The organism is Streptomyces sp. GQ60 (assembly GCF_059758875.1).
In genome coordinates, this window is record NZ_JCAXEG010000003.1 from 614,633 (window position 1) to 634,552 (window position 19,920).

General features: G+C 74.4%; 19 protein-coding genes and 1 pseudogene. 11 read left to right on the forward strand and 9 right to left on the reverse strand.

Translation table 11 applies throughout. From position 1 onward, the window contains the following. The first annotated feature begins 136 nt into the window (after nt 1-136). Entirely contained in the window at nt 137-952 is an 816-nt protein-coding gene (locus tag AC6CKD_RS11420) for a hypothetical protein (protein ID WP_498326907.1), read from the forward strand. A gap of 103 nt (nt 953-1,055) precedes the next feature. Continuing rightward, entirely contained in the window at nt 1,056-2,066 is a 1,011-nt protein-coding gene (locus AC6CKD_RS11425) for an LLM class F420-dependent oxidoreductase (protein WP_498326908.1), read from the forward strand. 135 nt (nt 2,067-2,201) lie between these two features. Here the strand turns inward: AC6CKD_RS11425 and AC6CKD_RS11430 are convergent. Both AC6CKD_RS11430 and AC6CKD_RS11435 read right to left on the reverse strand, forming a co-directional pair. Beyond that, nucleotides 2,202-2,555 (reverse strand): annotated as a pseudogene (locus AC6CKD_RS11430) (zinc-binding dehydrogenase); the annotation flags it as partial. A 77-nt stretch (nt 2,556-2,632) separates the two neighbouring features. Next, complete coding sequence (locus tag AC6CKD_RS11435; RefSeq protein WP_498326909.1) at nt 2,633-3,019, reverse strand: alcohol dehydrogenase catalytic domain-containing protein; 387 nt, start codon at nt 3,017-3,019, stop codon at nt 2,633-2,635. An 82-nt stretch (nt 3,020-3,101) separates the two neighbouring features. On the opposite strand from AC6CKD_RS11435, the gene AC6CKD_RS11440 reads away from it, so the two are divergent. Then, nucleotides 3,102-4,052 (forward strand): AraC family transcriptional regulator, encoded by a 951-nt coding sequence (locus AC6CKD_RS11440; protein WP_498326910.1) that lies wholly within the window; start codon nt 3,102-3,104, stop codon nt 4,050-4,052. Here AC6CKD_RS11440 and AC6CKD_RS11445 read toward each other — a convergent pair. Further along, entirely contained in the window at nt 4,049-4,501 is a 453-nt protein-coding gene (locus AC6CKD_RS11445; protein ID WP_498326911.1) for a hypothetical protein, read from the reverse strand. The two genes, AC6CKD_RS11440 and AC6CKD_RS11445, sit on opposite strands and share 4 nt — an antisense overlap. 91 nt (nt 4,502-4,592) lie before the next feature. Then, nucleotides 4,593-5,090 carry a hypothetical protein gene (locus AC6CKD_RS11450; protein ID WP_498326967.1) on the reverse strand — a complete coding sequence of 166 codons (498 nt, stop codon included), beginning with the start codon at nt 5,088-5,090 and terminating at the stop codon, nt 4,593-4,595. A 260-nt stretch (nt 5,091-5,350) separates the two neighbouring features. Here AC6CKD_RS11450 and AC6CKD_RS11455 point away from each other — a divergent pair, with 260 nt between their 5' ends. Next, nucleotides 5,351-5,653, forward strand: coding sequence for a hypothetical protein (locus AC6CKD_RS11455; protein WP_498326912.1), 303 nt, complete (start codon nt 5,351-5,353; stop codon nt 5,651-5,653). 84 nt (nt 5,654-5,737) lie between these two features. Here AC6CKD_RS11455 and AC6CKD_RS11460 read toward each other — a convergent pair whose 3' ends face one another. The 3 genes from AC6CKD_RS11460 to AC6CKD_RS11470 all read right to left on the reverse strand — a co-directional run bounded on the left by AC6CKD_RS11460 (nt 5,738) and on the right by AC6CKD_RS11470 (nt 8,989). Then, nucleotides 5,738-6,841, reverse strand: a complete 1,104-nt coding sequence (locus AC6CKD_RS11460; RefSeq protein ID WP_498326913.1) for a prenyltransferase/squalene oxidase repeat-containing protein — start codon at nt 6,839-6,841, stop codon at nt 5,738-5,740. Further along, nucleotides 6,838-7,590, reverse strand: a complete 753-nt coding sequence (locus AC6CKD_RS11465) for a class I SAM-dependent methyltransferase (protein ID WP_498326914.1) — start codon at nt 7,588-7,590, stop codon at nt 6,838-6,840. Before AC6CKD_RS11465 ends, AC6CKD_RS11460 begins: the two co-directional genes overlap by 4 nt. Nucleotides 7,591-7,651: 61 nt before the next feature. Continuing rightward, nucleotides 7,652-8,989: a glycosyltransferase family 4 protein gene (locus AC6CKD_RS11470; RefSeq protein ID WP_498326915.1), complete on the reverse strand. Its 1,338-nt coding sequence runs from the start codon at nt 8,987-8,989 to the stop codon at nt 7,652-7,654. 246 nt (nt 8,990-9,235) lie between these two features. On the opposite strand from AC6CKD_RS11470, the gene AC6CKD_RS11475 reads away from it, so the two are divergent. Then, nucleotides 9,236-9,904: a TetR family transcriptional regulator gene (locus AC6CKD_RS11475; protein ID WP_498326916.1), complete on the forward strand. Its 669-nt coding sequence runs from the start codon at nt 9,236-9,238 to the stop codon at nt 9,902-9,904. Between the two features lie 302 nt (nt 9,905-10,206). On the opposite strand, the gene AC6CKD_RS11480 is transcribed toward AC6CKD_RS11475, so the two are convergent. Both AC6CKD_RS11480 and AC6CKD_RS11485 read right to left on the reverse strand, forming a co-directional pair. After that, nucleotides 10,207-10,440, reverse strand: a complete 234-nt coding sequence (locus tag AC6CKD_RS11480; protein WP_498326968.1) for a ferredoxin — start codon at nt 10,438-10,440, stop codon at nt 10,207-10,209. Beyond that, entirely contained in the window at nt 10,440-11,918 is a 1,479-nt protein-coding gene (locus AC6CKD_RS11485) for an aldehyde dehydrogenase (protein WP_498326917.1), read from the reverse strand. Before AC6CKD_RS11485 ends, AC6CKD_RS11480 begins: the two co-directional genes overlap by 1 nt. 267 nt (nt 11,919-12,185) lie before the next feature. On the opposite strand from AC6CKD_RS11485, the gene AC6CKD_RS11490 reads away from it, so the two are divergent. The 6 genes from AC6CKD_RS11490 to AC6CKD_RS11515 all read left to right on the forward strand — a co-directional run. Then, nucleotides 12,186-13,250, forward strand: coding sequence for a Strvi_7410 family MBL fold metallo-hydrolase (locus tag AC6CKD_RS11490; RefSeq protein WP_498326918.1), 1,065 nt, complete (start codon nt 12,186-12,188; stop codon nt 13,248-13,250). Nucleotides 13,251-13,551: 301 nt separating this feature from the next. After that, complete coding sequence (locus tag AC6CKD_RS11495; RefSeq protein WP_498326919.1) at nt 13,552-14,808, forward strand: SCO2321 family membrane protein; 1,257 nt, start codon at nt 13,552-13,554, stop codon at nt 14,806-14,808. Further along, nucleotides 14,808-15,500 carry an SCO2322 family protein gene (locus tag AC6CKD_RS11500; protein ID WP_498326921.1) on the forward strand — a complete coding sequence of 231 codons (693 nt, stop codon included), beginning with the start codon at nt 14,808-14,810 and terminating at the stop codon, nt 15,498-15,500. Before AC6CKD_RS11495 ends, AC6CKD_RS11500 begins: the two co-directional genes overlap by 1 nt. Nucleotides 15,501-15,691: 191 nt before the next feature. Further along, on the forward strand, nt 15,692-16,828 hold the full coding sequence (locus tag AC6CKD_RS11505) for an energy-coupling factor transporter transmembrane component T (RefSeq protein WP_498326970.1): 1,137 nt from the start codon (nt 15,692-15,694) through the stop codon (nt 16,826-16,828). A gap of 7 nt (nt 16,829-16,835) precedes the next feature. Then, entirely contained in the window at nt 16,836-19,010 is a 2,175-nt protein-coding gene (locus AC6CKD_RS11510) for an ABC transporter ATP-binding protein (protein ID WP_498326923.1), read from the forward strand. After that, a partial coding sequence (locus AC6CKD_RS11515) for an ECF transporter S component (protein ID WP_498326924.1) occupies nt 19,007-19,920 on the forward strand: 914 nt, incomplete at its 3' end. The genes AC6CKD_RS11510 and AC6CKD_RS11515, both read left to right, overlap by 4 nt.

Consider the following 19,920-nt stretch of genomic DNA (forward strand, 5'->3'; position numbering starts at 1 on the left):
CGTCCCTCCGGACGGCCCGCAGCCCCGATCCTCTCGGCCGCGGCAATGCTCCGTACCATGGTGCCGCCCGCCCCCTGCGTCACGGCGGGCGCCCACGGCACCACGAGACGACGAGACCGAGAAGGACACCTGACACGTGAACATCCGATCCCTCACTCGAGGCGACGGCGTGGTGATCGGAGCAGCGGCGCTGCTGTTCATCGCCTCGTTCCTCGATTTCTATTCCGTGACCAACATCGACACCGAAAGCGCGTGGGACACCGACTCGTACGGCCTGGTGCTGCCGAGCATCTTCCTGATCGCGTTCGTCGCCGTCGGTCTGCTCGTCGCCGGGCGCCTGCAGCCCGCCGGACGCCAGCTCCTGGGCCTGCCGTTCCAGGCCTGGGGCACGGTGCTCTCCGTGGCGGCGGCCTGGTCCGCGCTGTGGGGGCTGATCGTCTGCCCGACCGGGAACGACCTGGGCGCGGGCGCCGTCATCGCCTTCCTCGCCACCGCGGCGCTGGCCGGCGTCACCCTCTTCGGCCCGAAGGTCCCCGCGCTCGCCGCGCAGCTCGTGCCGGACCCGAAGCCCGCCGCCACCGCCGTCCCGCCGTACGGCGGCCAGCCGCAGCCGGGCGCCGGGTACGGGTACCCGGGCGGCCAGGAGCCGCAGCCGTACGGGGCCGCGCCGCAGCCGGTCCCGCCCTACGGCGGCGGCCACGAGCAGCCCCAGGCCCCGCAGGACCCGACCCCGCCGCCGGCCCCGGCGGCGGACTTCACTCCGTTCTGGTTCGCCGTTCCGGTGGCCCGTCCGCTCTTCGCCGAGGACGGCAGCCCCGCCCCGATCGCGGAGCTCGCGCCCGGCACCTGGTACCTGGCCGTGGAACAGCGCGGTCCGGCCACGCTGATCGCCCAGACCCAGGACGGCCGCCGCGGCGTCCTGAACGACACCTCGGGCATCCAGCGCGGCTGACCCCGGGCACGCTCACGCACAACGACCCCCCGCCCTTCCGGGCGGGGGGTCGTTGCCCTACAGTCACCTGACGCATCGTCAGATTCGTGGAGGGGACCGTCACATGCGCCTCGGACTCGCACTCGGCTACTGGGGCCGCGGCCCCAACCCGGACCACCTCGACCTCGCCTCCGAAGCCGAGAACCTCGGCTACGACTCCGTGTGGACCGCCGAGGCGTGGGGCTCCGACGCCTTCACCCCGCTCACCTGGATCGCCGCGCACACCTCGCGCATCCGCCTGGGCACCGCCATCGCGCAGATGGCCGCCCGCACCCCGACCGCCACCGCCATGCAGGCCCTGACCCTGGACCACCTGTCCGGCGGCCGGATGATGCTCGGCCTCGGCCTGTCCGGCCCGCAGGTGGTCGAGGGCTGGTACGGGCGCCCCTTCCCCTCCAGCCCGCTGACGGCGACCCGGGAGTACGTGGACGTCATCCGCCAAGTGCTGCGCCGCGAGGCCCCGGTGGCCCTGGACGGCCGCTTCCACAGCCACCCGTACCGGGGCGCGGACGGCACGGGCATCGGCAAGCCGCTCAAGCCCATCACCCACCCGCTGCGGGCCGACCTGCCGGTCCTGCTCGGCGCGGAGGGCCCCAAGAACATCGCCCAGACCACCCGCATCGCGGACGGCTGGCTCCCCCTCTACTGGTCGCCGACCCGCACGGACGTCTACCAGGCCTCGCTGTCCGAACTCCCCGACGGGTTCATGATCGCCCCGATGGCCCGGGCGAAGGTCTGCGACGACGTCGCGGAGGGACTCCTCCCCGTGAAGGCGATGCTGGGCTTCTACATCGGCGGGATGGGGCACGCGGCCCGCAATTTCCACGCCGACCTCATGGGCCGGATGGGCTACCAGGAAGAAGCGCACCGGATCCAGGAGCTGTTCCTGGCCGGGCGCAAGGAAGAGGCCGTCATGGCCGTCCCGGACGCCTTCGCGGACGAGATCTCCCTGATCGGACCGCGGGAGCGGATCGCCGAACGCCTGGAGCTGTGGCGCAAGGGCCCGGTGACCGACCTGCTCCTGACCGCCCCCGACCCGCACACCCTGCGGGTCCTGGCGGAGCTGAACAGCTAGGCCGTCTAGGTTCCGGCCCGTCCAGGTTGCGCGCCGGCCCGGGTCCGGGACCAGGATCGTCCTTCCTCGGACGAGGGTGCCCGCTTCCGCTTCCGCGTGTACGTCGGCCAGGTCGGCCAGCGGGCGGACCGCGGCGGGGGCGACCTCCAGGTCGCCCGCGTCGACCAGCGCGACCAGGCGCGAGAGCTGCCGGGTGTCCCGGCGGGCCACCACGTGGATGCCGCCGGGGATCGGGGTCGCCACGGAGACCGCCACGCCGCCCGGGCCGAGGAGGGCCGGCAGGGCGGCGGCGGCCTCCGGGCCGAGCGGGTCCAGGTTGAGCACGGCGTCGAGCGGTTCGCCCTCCAGGGCCGCGCGGAGCGGGCCGGCCGTGTGGTCGATCACCCGCCCCGCCCCGTACCGCCGCACCGCCGGCGCGCTGCGCGGGCTCGCGGTCGCCACGACGGTGGCCCCGGCCCAGCGCGCGAGCTGCACGGCGAAGGCGCCCACGCCGCCGCCGGCCCCGTTGATCAGGATCCGGCTGCCCCGGCCGATCCCCGCCGCCTCGAACAACGCCTGCCAGGCCGTCAGGCGGCCACCGGGATCGCCGCCGCGGCCGTGAGGGGGAGGGAGCGGGGGGCGGGGACCAGCAGTTCGGGGGCGGCGGACACGTACCGGGCGGCGGCTCCGCCCGCGTCCAGCCGGCCGATCACCCGCTCCCCCGTGGCGACGGCCGTGCCCGCCAGGTCCCAGCCCGGGACGTGCGGCAGGTCCAGGGGCAGGACCTGCCGCAGCAACCCGGCGCGCAGGGCGAGTTCGGACGGGTTGAAGGAGGTGGCCGCCACCTCCACGAGGACCTCGCCCGTAGCCGGGACGGGGACCGGCACCTCCTCGTGGCGGATGACGGCGGGGCCGCCGTAGGCGTGGATGCGGGCCGCGCGCATCGTGGCGGCGGGGCGGCGGGTTTCGTTCATGGTCCCCACGCTACGAGCCGGGCGGAAGACGATCCATGCGTGAGGATCCAGGTTTCCTGCGCATCCGTCTAAGCTGCCGGGCGTGGACGTACTCAGCGATGTCATCGCGCTCATGCGTACGGGCAGGCCCACGTCGGCGCTCGTGGAGTGGCACGCGCCCTGGGGCCAGCGGTTCCCCGCGGTCCCCGGGTCGGCGGGCTTCCAGGTGGTGCTCAGCGGGAGCTGCCTGCTGGCGAGCGCCTCCGGGCCGGTCCGTCTGAACGCCGGGGACGTGCTGTTCCTGCCGCACGGGCACGGGTACACGCTGCTCGGCGAGCCGTCGGCGGAGCCGGCCGAACCCCGCTGGGACCCCGACCGCGAACCCGCCCTGCTCGTCCGGGACACCGTCGGGGAGCCGGGCGGCGGGCCGGTCACCGTGACCCTGTGCGGCGGGTACCGGATCGAGGCGGAGCACGCGCATCCGCTGTTGCGGGAACTCCCCGAGGTGCTCCACCTGCCCGGCGGACAGCCCGGCGCGGCCGAGGCGGTGGCCCTGCTGGCCCGGGAGGCGCAGGAGCCCGGGCTGGGGACGGACACGCTGCTCCCGGCCCTGCTGGACGTGCTGCTGCTGTACGTGCTGCGGGCGCACGTGGGCGGGGTTCGCGGACCGGGCGGAGCCGCCGGGGAGGCCGGGCGGACGGGCTGGGCGGCGGCGCTCGCCGACCCCGCCGTCGGCGCCGCGCTGGCGGCCGTCCACGCCGAACCGGACCACCCCTGGACGGTCGCCTCCCTGGCGGCGCGGGCCGGGCTGTCGCGGGCCGCCTTCGCCCGCCGGTTCCACGAACGCGTCGGGCAGCCGCCGCTCGCCTACCTGACGTGGTGGCGCATGACCACGGCCGCGCGCCTGCTGCGCACCACCGACACGCCCCTGTCGGTGGTGGCGGCCCGCTCCGGCTACACCTCGGAGTACGCCTTCGCCCACGCCTTCAAACGGACCTACGGGATCCCGCCCGGCCGCTACCGCGGCGCGCGGCGCGACGAGGTGCCTGCCTAGGCCGGCTCGTCCGTCTCCGCAGTCCCTGCCGTCCCTGCCGTCCCTGCCGTCCCGCCGCCGTCCGGCTGCTCCACCGCGGCCAGCAGTTCCCGCAGGTCCAGCGGCATCACCGCGATCTCCATGTCGCCCGCGGTGCCGCCGTCCTCGAACGCACAGGTGACGATCCGCGAGCCGGGGTTGATGGAGATCCCCTCCTTCACCGAGGGCGCCCGTACGCCGATGGCGCGGCCGCCGGTCAGGGTCACGGGCTCGCCCCGGCCGGGCACCCAGCGGGCCGCGCCGCGGTCGGCGTAGACCCGGCCGCTGCGCCAGCGGCCGGTGCCCGCGGGCCTGCGCGCCATGCACGGGATGCCGGGCACGGGCGCGACGGCCCCGCGCCGCAGGTGCTTGCGGCGCATCAGCCAGGCGGTTCCGGCGGCGGCGCCGGCGAGGACCACGTACTCGATCACCCGCCCATTCAAACAGGTCGAACAGGCCGGACCGGAATGTTCCGGTCCGGCCCGTTCCAGGGCGGCGGCATCGGGAAGGCCGCGCGTGCGCTCAGCCGGTCAGCTGCCCGGCGCTCGGGATCTTGTCGGTCACCGTGGCGCCCGCGCTCTTCCCGGCGTCCTTGACGCCGTTGATGACGTCCTCGAAGGCGCCGATGTCGGCGTCGCCCGCCTGGCCCTTGCGCAGCTTGGAGCCGAGTCCCTTGAGGGAGTCGATGCCCGCCGTCAGCGGGCCCACGGCCTTCGACAGCAGCGGATCGCCCTTGGCGTTCTCCGAGGCCGCCTTCAGCCGGTTGTAGGCGAAGGCGCCCGCGAGGCCCGCCTTGACCAGGGCGAAGGTGCGGCCCTTGGTGCCCTTCTTGAACTTGCCGTCACGGTACGGCTTGACGATCCACTGGTAGGTGGCGCCGGCCGCGAGCCCCGCGTTGGCGACGAAACGGGTCTTGGCGAACTTCTGCTTCTCCGCCGGGGTGCTCGCCGAGGGCGTGGCGGCGGCCGCTTCCGCGTCCTCCGCGGAGGCCGCCGCGTCGGCCTCCGCGAACGCGGCCATGGCCACCGAGACCTCGTCGGCCTGACCGGCGGCGGTCTTGTCGCCACCGCCCGAGCCGCAGGCGGTGGCACCGCCGAGCAGGGCGCAGGACAGGAGCACCGCCGTGAGGGCACGGCGGAAGCGGACGGCTGGGGTGGGTACGGACACGGGTCTCCTCCGGGGACTGAGGCGTCCCCCGCAGCCTCACCCCGGCCACCCGACTCCGCCACCCGGGGGGCCCGTTCGGGTTTACCCGGCCGGGGAGCGGCCATAAGCGCGGCATGCCCACACACACGCGAGCGCACACCAGAGGAAGCAGCCAGGCGGGCCGTGCCGTCGCGGTCGTGGCCGACGTCATGGCCTTCGTCATCGGCCTGTGGATCCTGCTGTACCTGCTGGACGCCAACCAGGGGAACGCGCTGGTCGACTTCATCCACGACGCGGCGAGCTGGCTGGCCGGCTGGTCGTACGACCTCTTCACCTTCAACCGCGACTGGGTCCAGGTGGTGATCGGCTACGGCATCGCGGCCGTCGCCTACCTGGTCATCGGCCACGCCATCGCCGGCCGGCTGTACCGCCGCTGACGGCAGCCGGCCGGCCTCCCCCGGCACGGGCCGGGGGACGGGCCGGAGTACGGTCCTGAGGACGGGCCCGAGCACGGGCTCGGCTCAGGCGGGCGCCTCGGCGCAGCAGTCCGGCTCCAGGCCGGCCGGCAGCGCCAGCCCGCCGAAGACCGTGCCGGTGGCCTCGTCGCCGCCCAGGGCGGCCACTGCGAGGAGGAGCGAGCCCGCCGTCCAGGTGGTCTGCTCCACGGGCCAGACCGCCCGGTCGTCGAAGACGTACCCGGTCCAGTACATGCCGTTGTCGGCCCGCAGGTGGCCTATCGAGCGCAGGATCTCCAGGGCCCGGTCCGACTCCCCCGTCGCCCACAGCGCGAGCGCCAGTTCGCAGGACTCCCCGCCGGTCACCCAGGGGTTCGGCAGCACGCACCGTACGCCGAGGTCCGGGACGACGAACTCCTCCCAGCGCTCCTCGATCCGGGCCTTGGCCTCCGCGCCCGTCAGCGCCCCGCCCAGCACCGGGTAGTACCAGTCCATGGAGTAGCGGGACTTGTCGAGGAACCGCTCCGGGTGCCGGCGTATCGCGTGCCCGAGGGCGCCCGCGGCCAGCTCCCAGTCCGGCTGCGGATCGCCCCGGTACTCGGCGATGGCCAGCGCGCAGCGCAGTGCCTGGTGGATGGAGGAGGACCCGGTGAGCAGCGCGTCCGCGACGGCCTCGCCGGACGGTTCGCGCTTCCAGCCGATCTCGCCGCCGGGCTGCTGGAGCCGCAGGACGAACTCGACGGCCGCGTACACGGCGGGCCACATCCGGTCGAGGAAGGCCTCGTCGCCGGTGGACAGGTGGTGGTGCCAGACGCCCACGGCGAGGTACGCGACGAAGTTGGTCTCCAGGCTCGCGTCCTGCGGTTCCAGGGTGTCGACCCCGTCCTCGCGGTCGGCGTAGGCGGCGAACCAGGAGCCGTCCTCGTTCTGGTGGCGCGCCAGCCAGTCGTACGCCCGCTCCGCGGCCTCGTGCTCCCCCGCCGCGTCGAGCGCCATCGCGGCCTCGGTGTGGTCCCACGGGTCGAGGTGGTGCCCGCGGAACCAGGGGATGGCCCCGTCGGCGCGCTGCGCGGCGAGGATCCCGGCGACGGTGGCGGCGGCCTGATCGGCGGTCAGCACGCCGTCCAGGACCAGGTGTTCGGGTGCGGTGCGGCGCCCGGGAGAACTCACTGCGCGGCGCCCGCGGGCGCGGCCGCGGCCACGGGGAGGTGCGGCTTGGTGGCGTAGGCGACGAAGCTCTTGCCGATGACCGGGTTCAGGGCCTGCTCCGCGAGCCGGGTCAGCGCCGGCTTCTTCATGATGTCCCAGACCAGGAGCTTGTGGTACGCCTTGACGGGCAGCGCCTTGTCGTTGTCGACGCCGAAGGCGCACTTGAGCCACCAGTACGGCGAGTGCAGGCCGTGCGCGTGGTGGGTGCCGTACGGCTTGAGGCCCGCGGACTCCATCTTGCCGAGCAGCTCCTCCGCCTTGTAGATGCGGATGTGGCCGCCCTCGACCTCGTGGTAGGCGTCGGACAGCGCCCAGCAGATCTTCTCGGGGCCGTAGCGCGGCACGGTGATGGCGATGCGTCCGCCGGGCTTCAGGACGCGGACCATCTCGGCGAGGACGCCCTTGTCGTCGGGGATGTGCTCCATCACCTCGGAGATGATGACGACGTCGAAGGACTCGTCGGGGAAGGGCAGCGCGAGGGCGTCGCCCTCCATGGCGGTGGCGGTGGCGCCGGCCGGGGCCTCGCCCGCCTCCTTCATCGCGGCGAACCACTTGGCGACCTCGCGGATCTCCTCACCGTTGCGGTCGAGGGCGACCACCTGGGCGCCGCGCCGGTAGCACTCGAAGGCGTGCCGGCCTGCGCCGCAGCCCAGATCGAGTACGCGGTCGCCTGCGGCGAGCGGGAACCGGGAGAAATCGACGGTCAGCACGTGGTCCTGCCTTCGCGGTCGCGGGGTGGGGAGGGGAACTGCATCGGACGGAAGGGAGAGGTCACCGGGCGGTACGGGACTTCGCGGCCGCCGCCCGCTCGATGGCGGCGCGGTAGTGGACGACGGTGCCCTCGGCGGCCTTGGCCCAGGTGAAGCGGGACAGCACCCGCTCGCGGCCGGCGGCGCCGAGCCGGGTGCGCATTTCGGCGTCGCCCAGCAGCCGTCCCAGCGCGGCGGCCAGTGCGCCCGCGTCGCCGGGCGGCACGGCCAGACAGGTCTCGCCGTCGGGGCCGGTGACCTCCGGAATCGCACCGCCGGTGGTGGCGACCAGCGGGGTGCCGGTGGCCATGGCCTCGGCGGCCGGGAGCGAGAAGCCCTCGTACAGCGAGGGCACGCAGGCGACCTGGGCGCCGCGGACGAGGTCGACGAGCTCGGTGTCGGTGATGCCCTTGACGAAGCGGACGGCGTCCTGGAGCCCGTACGCGTCGATCGCGCGGGCCACCGGGCCCTTCTCGGCACGCTTGCCGACGACGACGAGGTGGGCCTCGGGCTGTTCGGTGCGGAGCTTCGCGAGCGCCTCGACGAGGTGCACGAGCCCCTTGAGCGGGACGTCGGCGCTCGACGTGGTCACGATCCGCCCGGGCACCTCGGCCACGGAGGGGTCGGGCGACCAGAGGTCCGTGTCGGCGCCGATGTGGACGACGTGGATGCGCTCGTCCTGGACGCCGAGGTGCTCGGCGATCTCCTTCTTGGAGGAGCCGGAGACGGTGAGCACGGAGGACAGCCGCCGGGCCACGCGGCCCTGCATGCGCGTGAACCCGTACCAGCGCCGCACGGACGCGCGCTTCCTGCGGTCCTTGGCGGCGGCCAGGTCCAGTTCGCGGTCGACGGTGATGGGGTGGTGGATGGTGGTGACCAGCGGGGCGCCGAGGTCGGCCAACAGCCCGTAGCCGAGCGTCTGGTTGTCGTGAATCACGTCGAACTCGCCCGCCCGGGCCGCGAGATGGCGGCGGGCGCGGAGCGAGAAGGTCAGCGGCTCGGGAAAGCCGCCGGTCCACATGGTGGCGACCTCGACGGCGTCGATCCAGTCGCGGTACTCGTCGCGCTTGGGCGTGCGGAACGGGTCGGGGCTGCGGTAGAGGTCCAGGCTGGGGAGCTCGGTGAGGGTGGCGCCGACGCCGGTGAGGGCGTCGGTGTCGAGCACCGGGTAGGGCTGTGCGCCGATGACCTCGACGGAGTGGCCCAGCTTCACGAGCTCGCGCGCGAGGTGGCGGACGTAGACGCCCTGGCCACCGCAGAACGGGTTCCCCTTGTAGGTGAGGAGTGCGATCCGCAACGGGCGGCTGTCGTCGGCGGCCGGGCCCGTGAGAGGGCTCGTCACCATGGCCTCTGCGGTCACTCTCGGCCCCCTTCTCCCTGCACTTTCGCCGGAGCGTAACCGCTCGGATAATGTAGAACAAGTTTCAGACTTGATCCGTTGAAGAGCATTGAATCTACCGGCCGGAAACCACACCGTAAGAGGGGTGGCGGGTGATTCGCGCCACGGATCGGACGCCTGCCATGCTGGGCGCGCGACAGCCCGATGCGGCCCAGCACGGACATGAAGACCTTGGAACGGGAACGCCTTGGAACCGGAACGGGACAGATGACAGCGGAAGCGAAGGCCGTGACCCCAGCCGTCACCACACCGGCGTCTCCGCCCCTGACGGAGCGCCAGGAGGCACGCCGCAGGAGGATCCTGCACGCCAGCGCCCAGCTCGCGAGCCGGGGCGGCTTCGACGCGGTGCAGATGCGCGAGGTGGCGGAGTCCTCCAGCGTGGCCCTGGGCACCCTCTACCGGTACTTCCCCTCCAAGGTGCACCTGCTCGTCGCGACCATGCAGGACCAGCTCCAGCACATGCACGGAACGCTGCGCAAGCGCCCGCCGGCCGGGGACGAGCCCGCGGCCCGGGTCGCGGAGACCCTGATGCGCGCCTTCCGCGCGCTGCAGCGCGAGCCGCAGCTGGCGGACGCGATGGTCCGGGCCCTCACCTTCGCGGACCGCAGCGTGAGCCCCGAGGTGGACACGGTCTCCCGGCTGACGACGGCGATCATCCTGGACGCGATGGGCCTGGACGCCCCGCCGACCGCGGAACAGCTGTCGGCGGTCCGGGTGATCGAGCACACCTGGCACTCGGCACTGATCACCTGGCTCTCGGGCCGCGCCTCGATCGCCCAGGTGAAGATCGACATCGAAACGGTCTGCCGCCTGATCGACCTCACGGCCCCGCAGCCCCCCGCGACGACCTCTGCGGCACCTCCGAAAAAGTCCTGATCCCGCCGTAGGGCGAGGCGAGGCCCCGGCCCGACAACCGGACCGCGTCGGTCGCGCCGCCCGGCTCCGCCCCTGCGGACGGACCCGACCCGCTCGCCCCGGCGGACCCGCCCTGTCCGGCGGACCCGCACCTGCAAGCCGACGCCGGCCACATCCAGCCCCGCCGGCGTTTGAGGCGCGGGGGTCCGGGGGCTGGTCCCCGGCGACGGCGCCGCACGCGGCAACAGGTCCGGGGCCCCTAGCCGGTCCAGGCCCCGACCCCTAGCCGGTCCCGGCCCCGACAGGGGCGCGGCGCGGTCCCCTCACTCCTCCGGCGGGAACACCGCCTCGCCGTTCCCCAGCAGGGTGATCGCGATCGCCTCGACCGGGCACCCTTCAGCCGCCGCGAGCACCGGCTCGCTCGCGTCCGTCTCCGCCATCCGCGGATGCGACTGCCGCGCGGAGTCGAGGGCGAAGCCGTCCGGGGCGTGGTTCACGCACATCCCCGAGCCGATGCAGACCGAGCGGTCCACCTCGACGTGCCACCGGTCGCCCATCACGCACCGGCCGCGGGGGGTACGTACCCTGCCGGGAGGTGGATCATCTTGTGCTCCAGGTACTCGCTCAGCCCCTCCGGGCCGAACTCCCGGCCGACGCCGCTGTTCTTGTAGCCGCCGAACGGCCCGAGCATGTCCAGGCTGAAGGTGTTCACGTTGAAGGTGCCGGTCCGCACCTGCCGCGCGAAGTCGATGCCGTGCTCGACGTCGGCGGTCCAGACGCTGCCGCTGAGTCCGAACTCCGAGTCGTTGGCCACCCGTAGCGCCTCCGCCTCGTCCCCGTACGGGATCAGGCAGACGACCGGGCCGAAGATCTCCTCGCGGGCGATCCGCATCGAGTTGTCGACGTCCCCGAAGAGCGTCGGCTCCACGTACCAGCCCTGGTCCAGCCCCTGCCCCGCCGGGCGGCCGCCGCCGGACAGGACCTTGGCGCCCTCCTCCTGGCCGATCCGGATGAAGTCGAGCGAGCGCTGCTGCTGCCGCCTGGCCACCAGCGGGCCGAGCTGCGTCGCCGGGTCCAGCGGGTCGCCGACGACCAGCGCCGAGGCCGCGGCGGCGAGCGCCTCGGCGATCTCCTCGTAGCGGCCGCGCGGGGCGAGGACGCGGGTCTGGGCCACGCAGGCCTGGCCGTTGTTCATCCAGGCCGCGGGGACGATGCCGGCGATGGCGGTGTCGAGGTCGGCGTCCGGGAGGATGACGGCCGCGGACTTGCCGCCGAGTTCGAGGGTCACGCGGGTGAGGTTCTTCGAGGCGACCTCCATCACCCGCCGGCCGGCGGCGACGGAGCCGGTGAAGGCGACCTTGTCCACGTCCGGGTGGCCGACGAGGTACTCGCTGACCTCGCGGTCGGCGGGCAGGATCGACAGCACGCCCTCGGGCAGTCCGGCCTCGCGGGCGATGTCGGCGAGGATGTAGGAGTCGAGGACCGCCTCCGGGGACGGCTTGAGGATCACCGTGCAGCCGGTGAGCAGCGCGGGCGCGAGCTTGGCGGCGGCCACGAACTGCGGGACGTTCCACGGGATGACGGCGGCGACCACGCCGACGGCCTCGCGCCGGACGAGGATCGGGCCGAGGACGCCCTGGCGGAACTCCTCGTAGGGGTAGGCGCGGGCCACGGTGATCGCGGCGTCGTAGACCATCATCGGGCCGAGGGCCTGGGCGAGGATGCTCCAGGAGTACGGGGACCCGTTCTGGGAGCTGATCGAGCGGGCGATCTCCTCGTGGCGGACGGCTATGGCGTCCTTGATCCGGGTGACGACGGCGATCCGCTCTTCGAGCGTGGTGCGCGGCCACGGGCCCTCGTCGAAGGCCTTGCGGGCCACGGCGACGGCCCGGTCCACGTCCGCCTTCGAGGCGTGCGGGACGCTGCCGATGACCTGCCCGGTGTGGGGCGAGACGACCTTGATCGTGTCGGAGCCCAGCGGATCCGTCCACTCACCGCCGATGAACAGTTTTCCGTGTTCCACGAGCTCGGTCATGGCTGATGCCTCCTGCGGCTTGGCGTTCCAGAACTGATACCAGTTCTAGTTCTAGGAGTCCACGGCGCTGACCGAACCGCCCGCTCACCGGCTCGGCCGAGACCCTGAAGATCCAACGACTAGCCAGGAGCCCGCGAAAGTGGTCGACTTGGGCGACTATTGCAACACGTTCTCGTTGAACCTGTTCTCGTTAGACCTGTTCTCGTTAGACCTGTTCTCGTTAGACCTGTTCTCGTTAGACCTGTTCTCGTTAGAGCGGAGCCCCTCATGGCAGAGGACACCCCAGGCGTGGCACCTCACGTCACCGATCACGGCGGCGGCGTGTGGGGCATCAAGGTCCCCATCCCCGACAACCCGCTCGGCCACACCCTCGTCCACGTCCTCGACACCGACCGCGGCCCGGTCCTCATCGACACCGGCTGGGACGACCCCGAGTCCTGGGACACCCTCGTCGCCGGCCTCGGCGCCCTCTCCATCGCCGTCGCCGACGTGCACGGCGTGGTCATCACCCACCACCACCCCGACCACCACGGCCTGTCCGGCCAGGTCCGCGACGCCTCCGGCGCCTGGATCGCCATGCACGCCGCCGACACCGAGGTCGTCGTACGGACCCGGGCCTCCGAGCCCGGCGTCTGGTTCGACTACATGAGCGAGAAGCTGGCCACCGCCGGAGCCCCCGAGGAGCACATCGCCCCGCTGCGCGCCGCCCGCGCGAGCGGCCGCATGCGCACCCTGCCGGGGCTGCGGGCCGCCGTCCCCGACCGGGAGATCGTCCCCGCCGAGCTGCTGCCGCTGGCCGGCCGCCGGCTGCGGGCGATCTGGACCCCCGGGCACACCCCCGGCCACGTCTGCCTGCACCTGGAGGAGAAGCACCCGGCGAACCTCCCCGGCAACGGCCGCCTCTTCTCCGGGGACCACCTGCTGCCCGGGATCTCCCCGCACATCGGCCTCTACGAGGACCCCTCGTCCGAGCAGGTCACCGACCCCCTCGGTGACTACCTCGACTCCCTCGAACGCATCGGCCGCCTCCAGCCCGCCGAGGTCCTCCCGGCCCACCAGCACGCCTTCACCGACGCCCCGGCCCGCGTACGGGAGCTCCTGGACCACCACGAGGAGCGGCTGACCGGGCTGCGGGAACTGCTGGCCGCCGAGCCGCTGACCCCGTGGGCGCTGGCGGAGCGGATGGAGTGGAACCGGCCCTGGGAGCAGATCCCGTACGGCTCCCGCAACATCGCCGTCTCCGAAGCGGAAGCCCACCTGCGGCGCCTCGTGAAGCAGGGCCGGGCGGAGGCGGTACCGGGCAGCGCCCCCGTGACGTACCGGGCGGTGTAAGGGGCGCGGGTGGGCGGCGCCACCGGGCACCGGTGCTACGGGCCGGTAGAGTATGGGCGTCGTCCACACTTCCGTACGGGGGGAAGCCGGTGCGAATCCGGCGCTGACCCGCAACCGTGACCCGACCCGGCAGCATCGGGGCGGGGAGCCGGATTGCCCCGTGCCGGAGGTGCGCGGCTCGTGCCGCCGGGTCCCCCGGCGGCCGGCACCGTCGAGGTAAACGGAGCCGGAGCCCGGTGCCAGCCTCCGCTGCTGTGCTGCCTGCCTCCGGGTCCCCAGCACGAGAGGCCCCCGCCCCGCCATGAACGTCCGCCGCAGCGCCGCCACGCTCGCCGTTTCCGCCGTGCTCTGCGTGGGCGCGGCCCCCGCGGCCCTCGCCGATGTCGCCACTCCGTCGCCGGCGCCCGTCGTACCCTTCGGGCTCTTCGGCAAGAACGACCCGACGTACGACGGCGTGTGGCGGCAGTCGTTCGCGCTGCTCGCCCAGCACACCGTGGGCGTGAAGCCCGCGCAGCAGGCCGTGGACTGGCTGGTCGGCCAGCAGTGCGCCGACGGCGGCTTCGCCTCCTTCCGCGCGGACGCGGCAGCCGCGTGCGACGCGAAGACGATGCTCGACACGAACGCCGCCGCGGTGGCCGTGCAGGCGCTGAAGGCGCTCGGCGGCCAGGACGCCGCCGTGAAGAAGGGCGTGGACTGGCTGAAGTCCGTCCAGAACGAGGACGGCGGCTGGGCCTACGTCCCGGGCTCCCCGAGCGAGGCCAGCTCCACGTCCGTGGTGATCAGCGCCCTGGCGGCGGCGGGCGAGAAGCCGGCCGAGGTCAAGTCCAAGGCCGGCAAGTCCGCGTACGAGGGTCTGCTCGCCTTCCAGCTCGGCTGCTCGGCCGAGCCGGCCGCGGACCGCGGCGCCTTCGCCTACCAGCCGACGGCCGACGGCAAGCTCCCCGCCAACGCCGACGCGACGGCCGCCGCCGTACTGGCCGGCCTCGGCACGGGCGCGCTCGTCTCCCCCTCCTCCTCTCCTGCGGACACCCCCGCGGCCCCGCTCGCTTGCCCGGCGACCGCCGGTGACCCGGCGGCGGCGGCCCAGGGCGCGGCCGGATACCTGGCGGAGGCCCTGAAGAAGGACGGCCACCTCACCGCCCTCACCCCGGGCGCCGACCAGCCGACCGCGGACACCGGCAACACCGCCGACGCGGTCATCGCCCTGGCCGCGGCCGGGCACAAGCAGTCCGCGGCGGGCGCGCTGGAGTGGCTGAAGGACAACTCCGCCGCGTGGTCCAAGGACAACCCGGCCGGACTGGGCACCCTGATCCTGGCCGCGCACGCGACCGGCACCGACCCGAAGTCCTTCGGCGGCACCGACCTGGTCGCGGCCCTGAACGCCACGGGCCCGGCGCCGCAGAGCGCCTCCGCGAACGCGTCGGAGCAGCCGGGGGAGAAGAAGGACGAGAAGGACTCCGGCGGCGGCAACGTCTGGTGGATGATCCTCGCGGGCGCGGCGGCCGGCATGGGCATCGGCATCGTGCTGAGCGGCCGCCGGAAGCGGAACCAGCTCTGATGCGGCGCCGCCCCCTGACCCTGTCGGCCCTGCTCACCGGCATCGCCCTGACGCTGGCCCTGCTGGCCGCGTCGCCCGCCCTGGCCTCGACGTACCGCTACTGGTCGTTCTGGGACGGCGCGGGCGGCAGCTGGTCGTACGCCACCCAGGGCCCCTCGTCGGCGCGACCGGCGGACGGATCCGTGCAGGGCTTCCACTTCGTGGTGAGCAAGGACGCGGCCGACCAGGCCGTCCCGCCGCGCGCGGACGCCGACTTCGCGGCCATCTGCTCGGCCACCGCCCCGGTGGCGGGCAAGAGGCGGATCGCCCTGGTCATCGACTTCGGCACCCCCGCCGAGGCCCAGTCGGGCGAGACCCCGCCACAGGACGCTCCGCGGACGGCGTGCGCGCAGGTCGGCCCGGACGCCACGACGGCCGAGGCGCTGGCGGAGGTCGCCAAGCCGCTGCGCTACAACAGCGCGGCGCTCCTGTGCGCGATCTCGGGCTACCCGAAGCAGGGCTGCGGCGAACCCGTCGCGGACACCGACACCGCCACTGCCACTGCCACTGCCACCGCCCCGGCCGAGCCCGCCGCCGACTCCGGCTCTGCGGGCGGCGGCGGCCCGTCGGCGGGCCTCCTCGCGGGCATCGCGGCGGTGGCCGCCCTGGGTGCAGCCGGCTTCTGGCAGTCCCGCCGACGCCGCACCCGATGACGGTGGTGGGCGGTAGCCGCGGGACGGGCGCCGACGGCGCTCAGTCACCCACCGGGGCCACCCGCACGGGTGGTGCGGCGGGTGGGAACCCCGCCCGGCCGCAGGCCGGGCGCACCCCCCACGGCGCGGCAGCCGACGTCCCCACCCCGCCCCGCCCGAACGCCCCCGACAGGGCGACCGGCACCCCGCGCGTGCCGACGTACAAAAGGATCTGGCACGCCCCCGAGGCCACGCGCGGCAACGCCCTGCACGCGGGTGCCTGGTGGCTCTGGGCCCTCGGTCTCGCCACCGCCGCCTCCCGCACCACCAACCCGCTCCTGCTCGGCCTGATCGTCGGCGTCGCCGGCTACGTCGTGGCGGCCCGCCGCACCGACGCCCCCTGGGCGCGTTCGTACGGGGCGTTCGTCAAGCTCGGCCTCTTCGTCATCGGCCTGCGCCTCGTCTTCTCCATGCTGCTCGGCTCCCCCATTCCCGGCACCCACACCCTCTTCACCCTCCCCGAGGTCCCGCTCCCGGACTGGACGCAGGGCATCAGGATCGGTGGCCGGGTCACCGCCGAGCAGCTCGTCTTCGCCTTCTACGACGGCGCGAAGCTCGCCACGCTCCTCATCTGCGTCGGCGCCGCCAACGCCCTCGCGAACCCGGCGCGTTTGCTGAAGTCCCTGCCCGCGGCCCTGTACGAGGTCGGCGTCGCCGTGGTCGTCGCGATGACCTTCGCGCCGAACATGGTCGCGGACGTCGTCCGCCTCCGTACGGCCCGCCGCCTGCGCGGCCGCCCCACCGGCGGGGTCAAGGCGATCCTCCAGATCGGCCTCCCGGTGCTGGAGGGCGCGCTCGAACGCTCGGTGGCCGTCGCCGCCTCCATGGACGCCCGCGGCTACGGCCGCACCGCGCGGGTCCCGGCCGCCGTCCGCCACACCACCAACGCGCTCACCCTCGGCGGGCTGCTCGGCATGTGCGCGGGCACGTACGGGCTGCTGGCGGCGGAGGGCGCCGAGTACGGTCTCGTGCTCCTCCTCGCCTCCCTCCTCCTGGCCCTGGCCGGCCTCCGCCTCGGCGGCCGCCGGTCGATCCGGACCCGGTACCGGCCCGACCGGTGGGGCGTACGGGCCTGGCTGGTCGCCGGGTCGGGCGCGGCGGTCGCGGCGCTGCTGATCCGGACCGCGTCCCTGGACCCCGAGGCGCTGCGGCCAGGCGTGGTCCCGCTGGTCGTTCCGACCCTCCCGCTCTGGCCGGCCGCGGCGATCCTGCTGGGCCTGCTCCCGGCGCTGGTGGCCCCGCTGCCGCCCTCACCCACGTCTCCGACCTCAGCGCCGAAGGAGGCGTAAGGCCCCCGTGATCCATTTCGAAGACGTATCGGTGACGTACGAGGGCGCTGCCGCGCCCTCCCTCGCCCACGCCGATTTCGCGCTCCCCGAGGGGGAGCTGACCCTCCTGGTCGGCCCCTCCGGCGTCGGCAAGTCCACCCTCCTCGGCGCCGTCTCGGGCCTGGTCCCGCACTTCACCGGAGGCACCCTCAGGGGGCGGGTCACGGTGGCCGGCCGGGACACCCGCACGCACAAGCCGCGGGAGCTCGCGGACGTGGTCGGCACGGTCGGCCAGGACCCGCTGGCCCACTTCGTGACGGACGTCGTCGAGGACGAGCTCGCCTACGGCATGGAGTCGCTGGGCCTGCCGCCCTCCGTCATGCGCCGACGCGTCGAGGAAACCCTCGACCTCCTCGGCCTGAACGACCTCCGCGACCGCCCCATCGCCACCCTGTCCGGAGGCCAGCAGCAGCGGGTGGCGATCGGCTCGGTCCTGACCCCGCACCCGCGCGTCCTGGTCCTGGACGAGCCGACGTCCGCCCTCGACCCGGCGGCGGCGGAAGAAGTCCTGGCCGTCCTGCAACGCTTGGTCCACGACCTCGGCACGACCGTCCTGATGGCGGAGCACCGCCTGGAGCGCGTGGTCCAGTACGCCGACCGGGTCCTGCTCCTCCCTTCCCCGGGCGCACCCGCCGTCCTGGGCACCCCCTCCGAGATCATGGCCATCTCCCCGGTCCACCCCCCGGTGGTGGCCCTGGGCCGCCTGGCCGCCTGGTCCCCCCTCCCCCTCTCCATCCGCGACGCCCGCCGCCAAGCCACCCCCCTCCGAGCCCGCCTCTCCACCCCCACACCACCCCCGCCGCCGCCGCCGTCACAGCCCCGGCCGGGGCCGGGGACGCAGCCCGAAGCCGGCACGGCGACACAGCCCGGCTCCGGGGCGCAGCCTCGGGCGGGGTCCGGGGCGCAGCCCCAGATCGGGTCCGGGGCGCAGCCCCAGGCCGGGCCTCCGGCAGAGGCCGTGGCCGGCGCCGGGGCGCAGCCCCAGATCGGGTCCGGGGCCCAGCCCCAAGCCGGGTCCGGGGCGCAGTCTCCGGCAGGGTCCGGGGCCCAGCCCCAAGCCGGGTCCGGGGCGCAGTCTCCGGCAGGGTCCGGGGCCCAGCCCCAAGCCGGGTCCGGGGCGCAGTCTCCGGCAGGGTCCGGGGCCCAGCCCCAAGCCGGGCCCGGGGCGCAGTCTCCGGCAGGGTCCGGGGCGCAGCCCCGGGGAACGGGCGAAGGGTGGGTAGGGGACAGTCGCCCGCAGGGCACCCACGGCCCCGCGCCCCGCCCCGGCCTCCTCGCCCGGCTGCGCCTCCGCGGCCACCCCACCCGCCGGTCGGCCCGCGCCCCCGCCCCCGCCCCCGCCGGGGCGACTCCGCACACCCCGGGTCCCGCCCAAACGCCTCCGGCCACCGTCAAGGCCGTCTCCCTGCGCCGCGGCCGCGCCGAGGTCCTCCGCGACATCACCCTCACCGTGTCGAAGGGCGAGACCATCGCCCTGATGGGCCGCAACGGCGCCGGAAAGTCCACCCTCCTCGCCACCCTCATCGGCACCCTGGAGCCCACCACCGGCCAGGTGACGGTCAGCGGCCGCACCCCCCACCGCACGCCGCCCCCCGAGATGGTGACCCGCGTAGGCCTCGTCCCGCAGGAGCCCCGCGACCTCCTCTACGCCGACACCGTCGCGGCCGAGTGCACCGCCGCCGATCACGACGCCGGCCAGGCGCCCGGCACCTGCCGTGCCCTCGTCGCCGCGCTCCTGCCCGACGTCCCCGACGACACCCACCCGCGCGACCTCTCCGAGGGCCAGCGCCTGGCCCTCGCCCTGGCGCTGGTCCTGACCGGCCGACCGGCCCTGCTGCTCCTCGACGAGCCGACCCGCGGGCTGGACTACGCCGCCAAGGCCCGCCTCGTGGAGATCCTGCGCGGGCTCGCCGCCGACGGCCACGCCATCGTCCTGGCCACACACGACGTGGAGCTCGCCGCAGAGCTGGCGCACCGCGTGGTGATCCTGGCCGGCGGCGAGATCGTCGCGGACGGCCCGACGGCGGAGGTCGTCGTCTCCTCCCCCGCCTTCGCACCGCAGGTGGCCAAGATCCTGGCCCCGGGCCACTGGCTCACGGTCTCCCAGGTCGCGGCGGCCCTCTCCGCCCGGGCGGACGCATGAGCACGCCGACCCGAGCCACCCCGCCGACCCCGCCGACCCCCTCCACCCCGGCGACCCCCTCGACCCCACCGTCCCCGGCCACCCGGGCCGCCCCGGCCGCCCGCCCCCTCCGCATCGGCCCCCGCGCCGCCGCCGCCCTGGTCCTCGTCACCCTCATCGGCCTCGCCGCCTTCGGCTGGCCGCTCCTCGCCGACCGCCAGTCCGGCTTCGCCCACTCCCAGGACGCCCCCTGGCTCTTCGCGGCCCTGCTCCCCCTCCTCGTGGGCGTGGTCGTCGCGACCATCGCCGACGACGGGATGGACGCCAAGGCCGTCGCCATGCTCGGCGTACTGGCCGCGGTCGGGGCCGCGCTGCGCCCCCTCGGCGCCGGTACGGCCGGCCTGGAGCCCATGTTCTTCCTGATGGTGCTGAGCGGCCGGGTCCTCGGCCCGGGCTTCGGCTTCGTCCTGGGCGGGGTGACCATGTTCGCGTCGGCCCTGCTCACGGGGGGCGTCGGGCCGTGGATGCCGTTCCAGATGCTGGCCATGGGCTGGTTCTCGCTGGGCGCCGGACTGCTGCCGGGGCCGGACCGGATCCGGGGGCGGGCCGAGCTGGCGATGCTCGCGCTGTACGGGTTCCTCGGTTCGTTCGCGTACGGCACGATCATGAACCTGCAGGGCTGGGTGATCCTGCAGGGCATGGCCCACGGCATCTCCTTCCACCCCGGGGATCCGGTCGCCGCGAACCTCGCGCGCTTCCTCGCGTACTGCCTGGCGACCTCGCTGGGCTGGGACCTGGGCCGCGCGGCACTGACCGTCGTACTGACCCTCACGCTCGGCGCCACCCTGCTGAAGGCCTTGCGGCGAGCCACTCGAAAGGCGGCGTTCGACGCCCCCGTGGCCTTCGATCCTGGGGCCGTAACCCCTCCCGC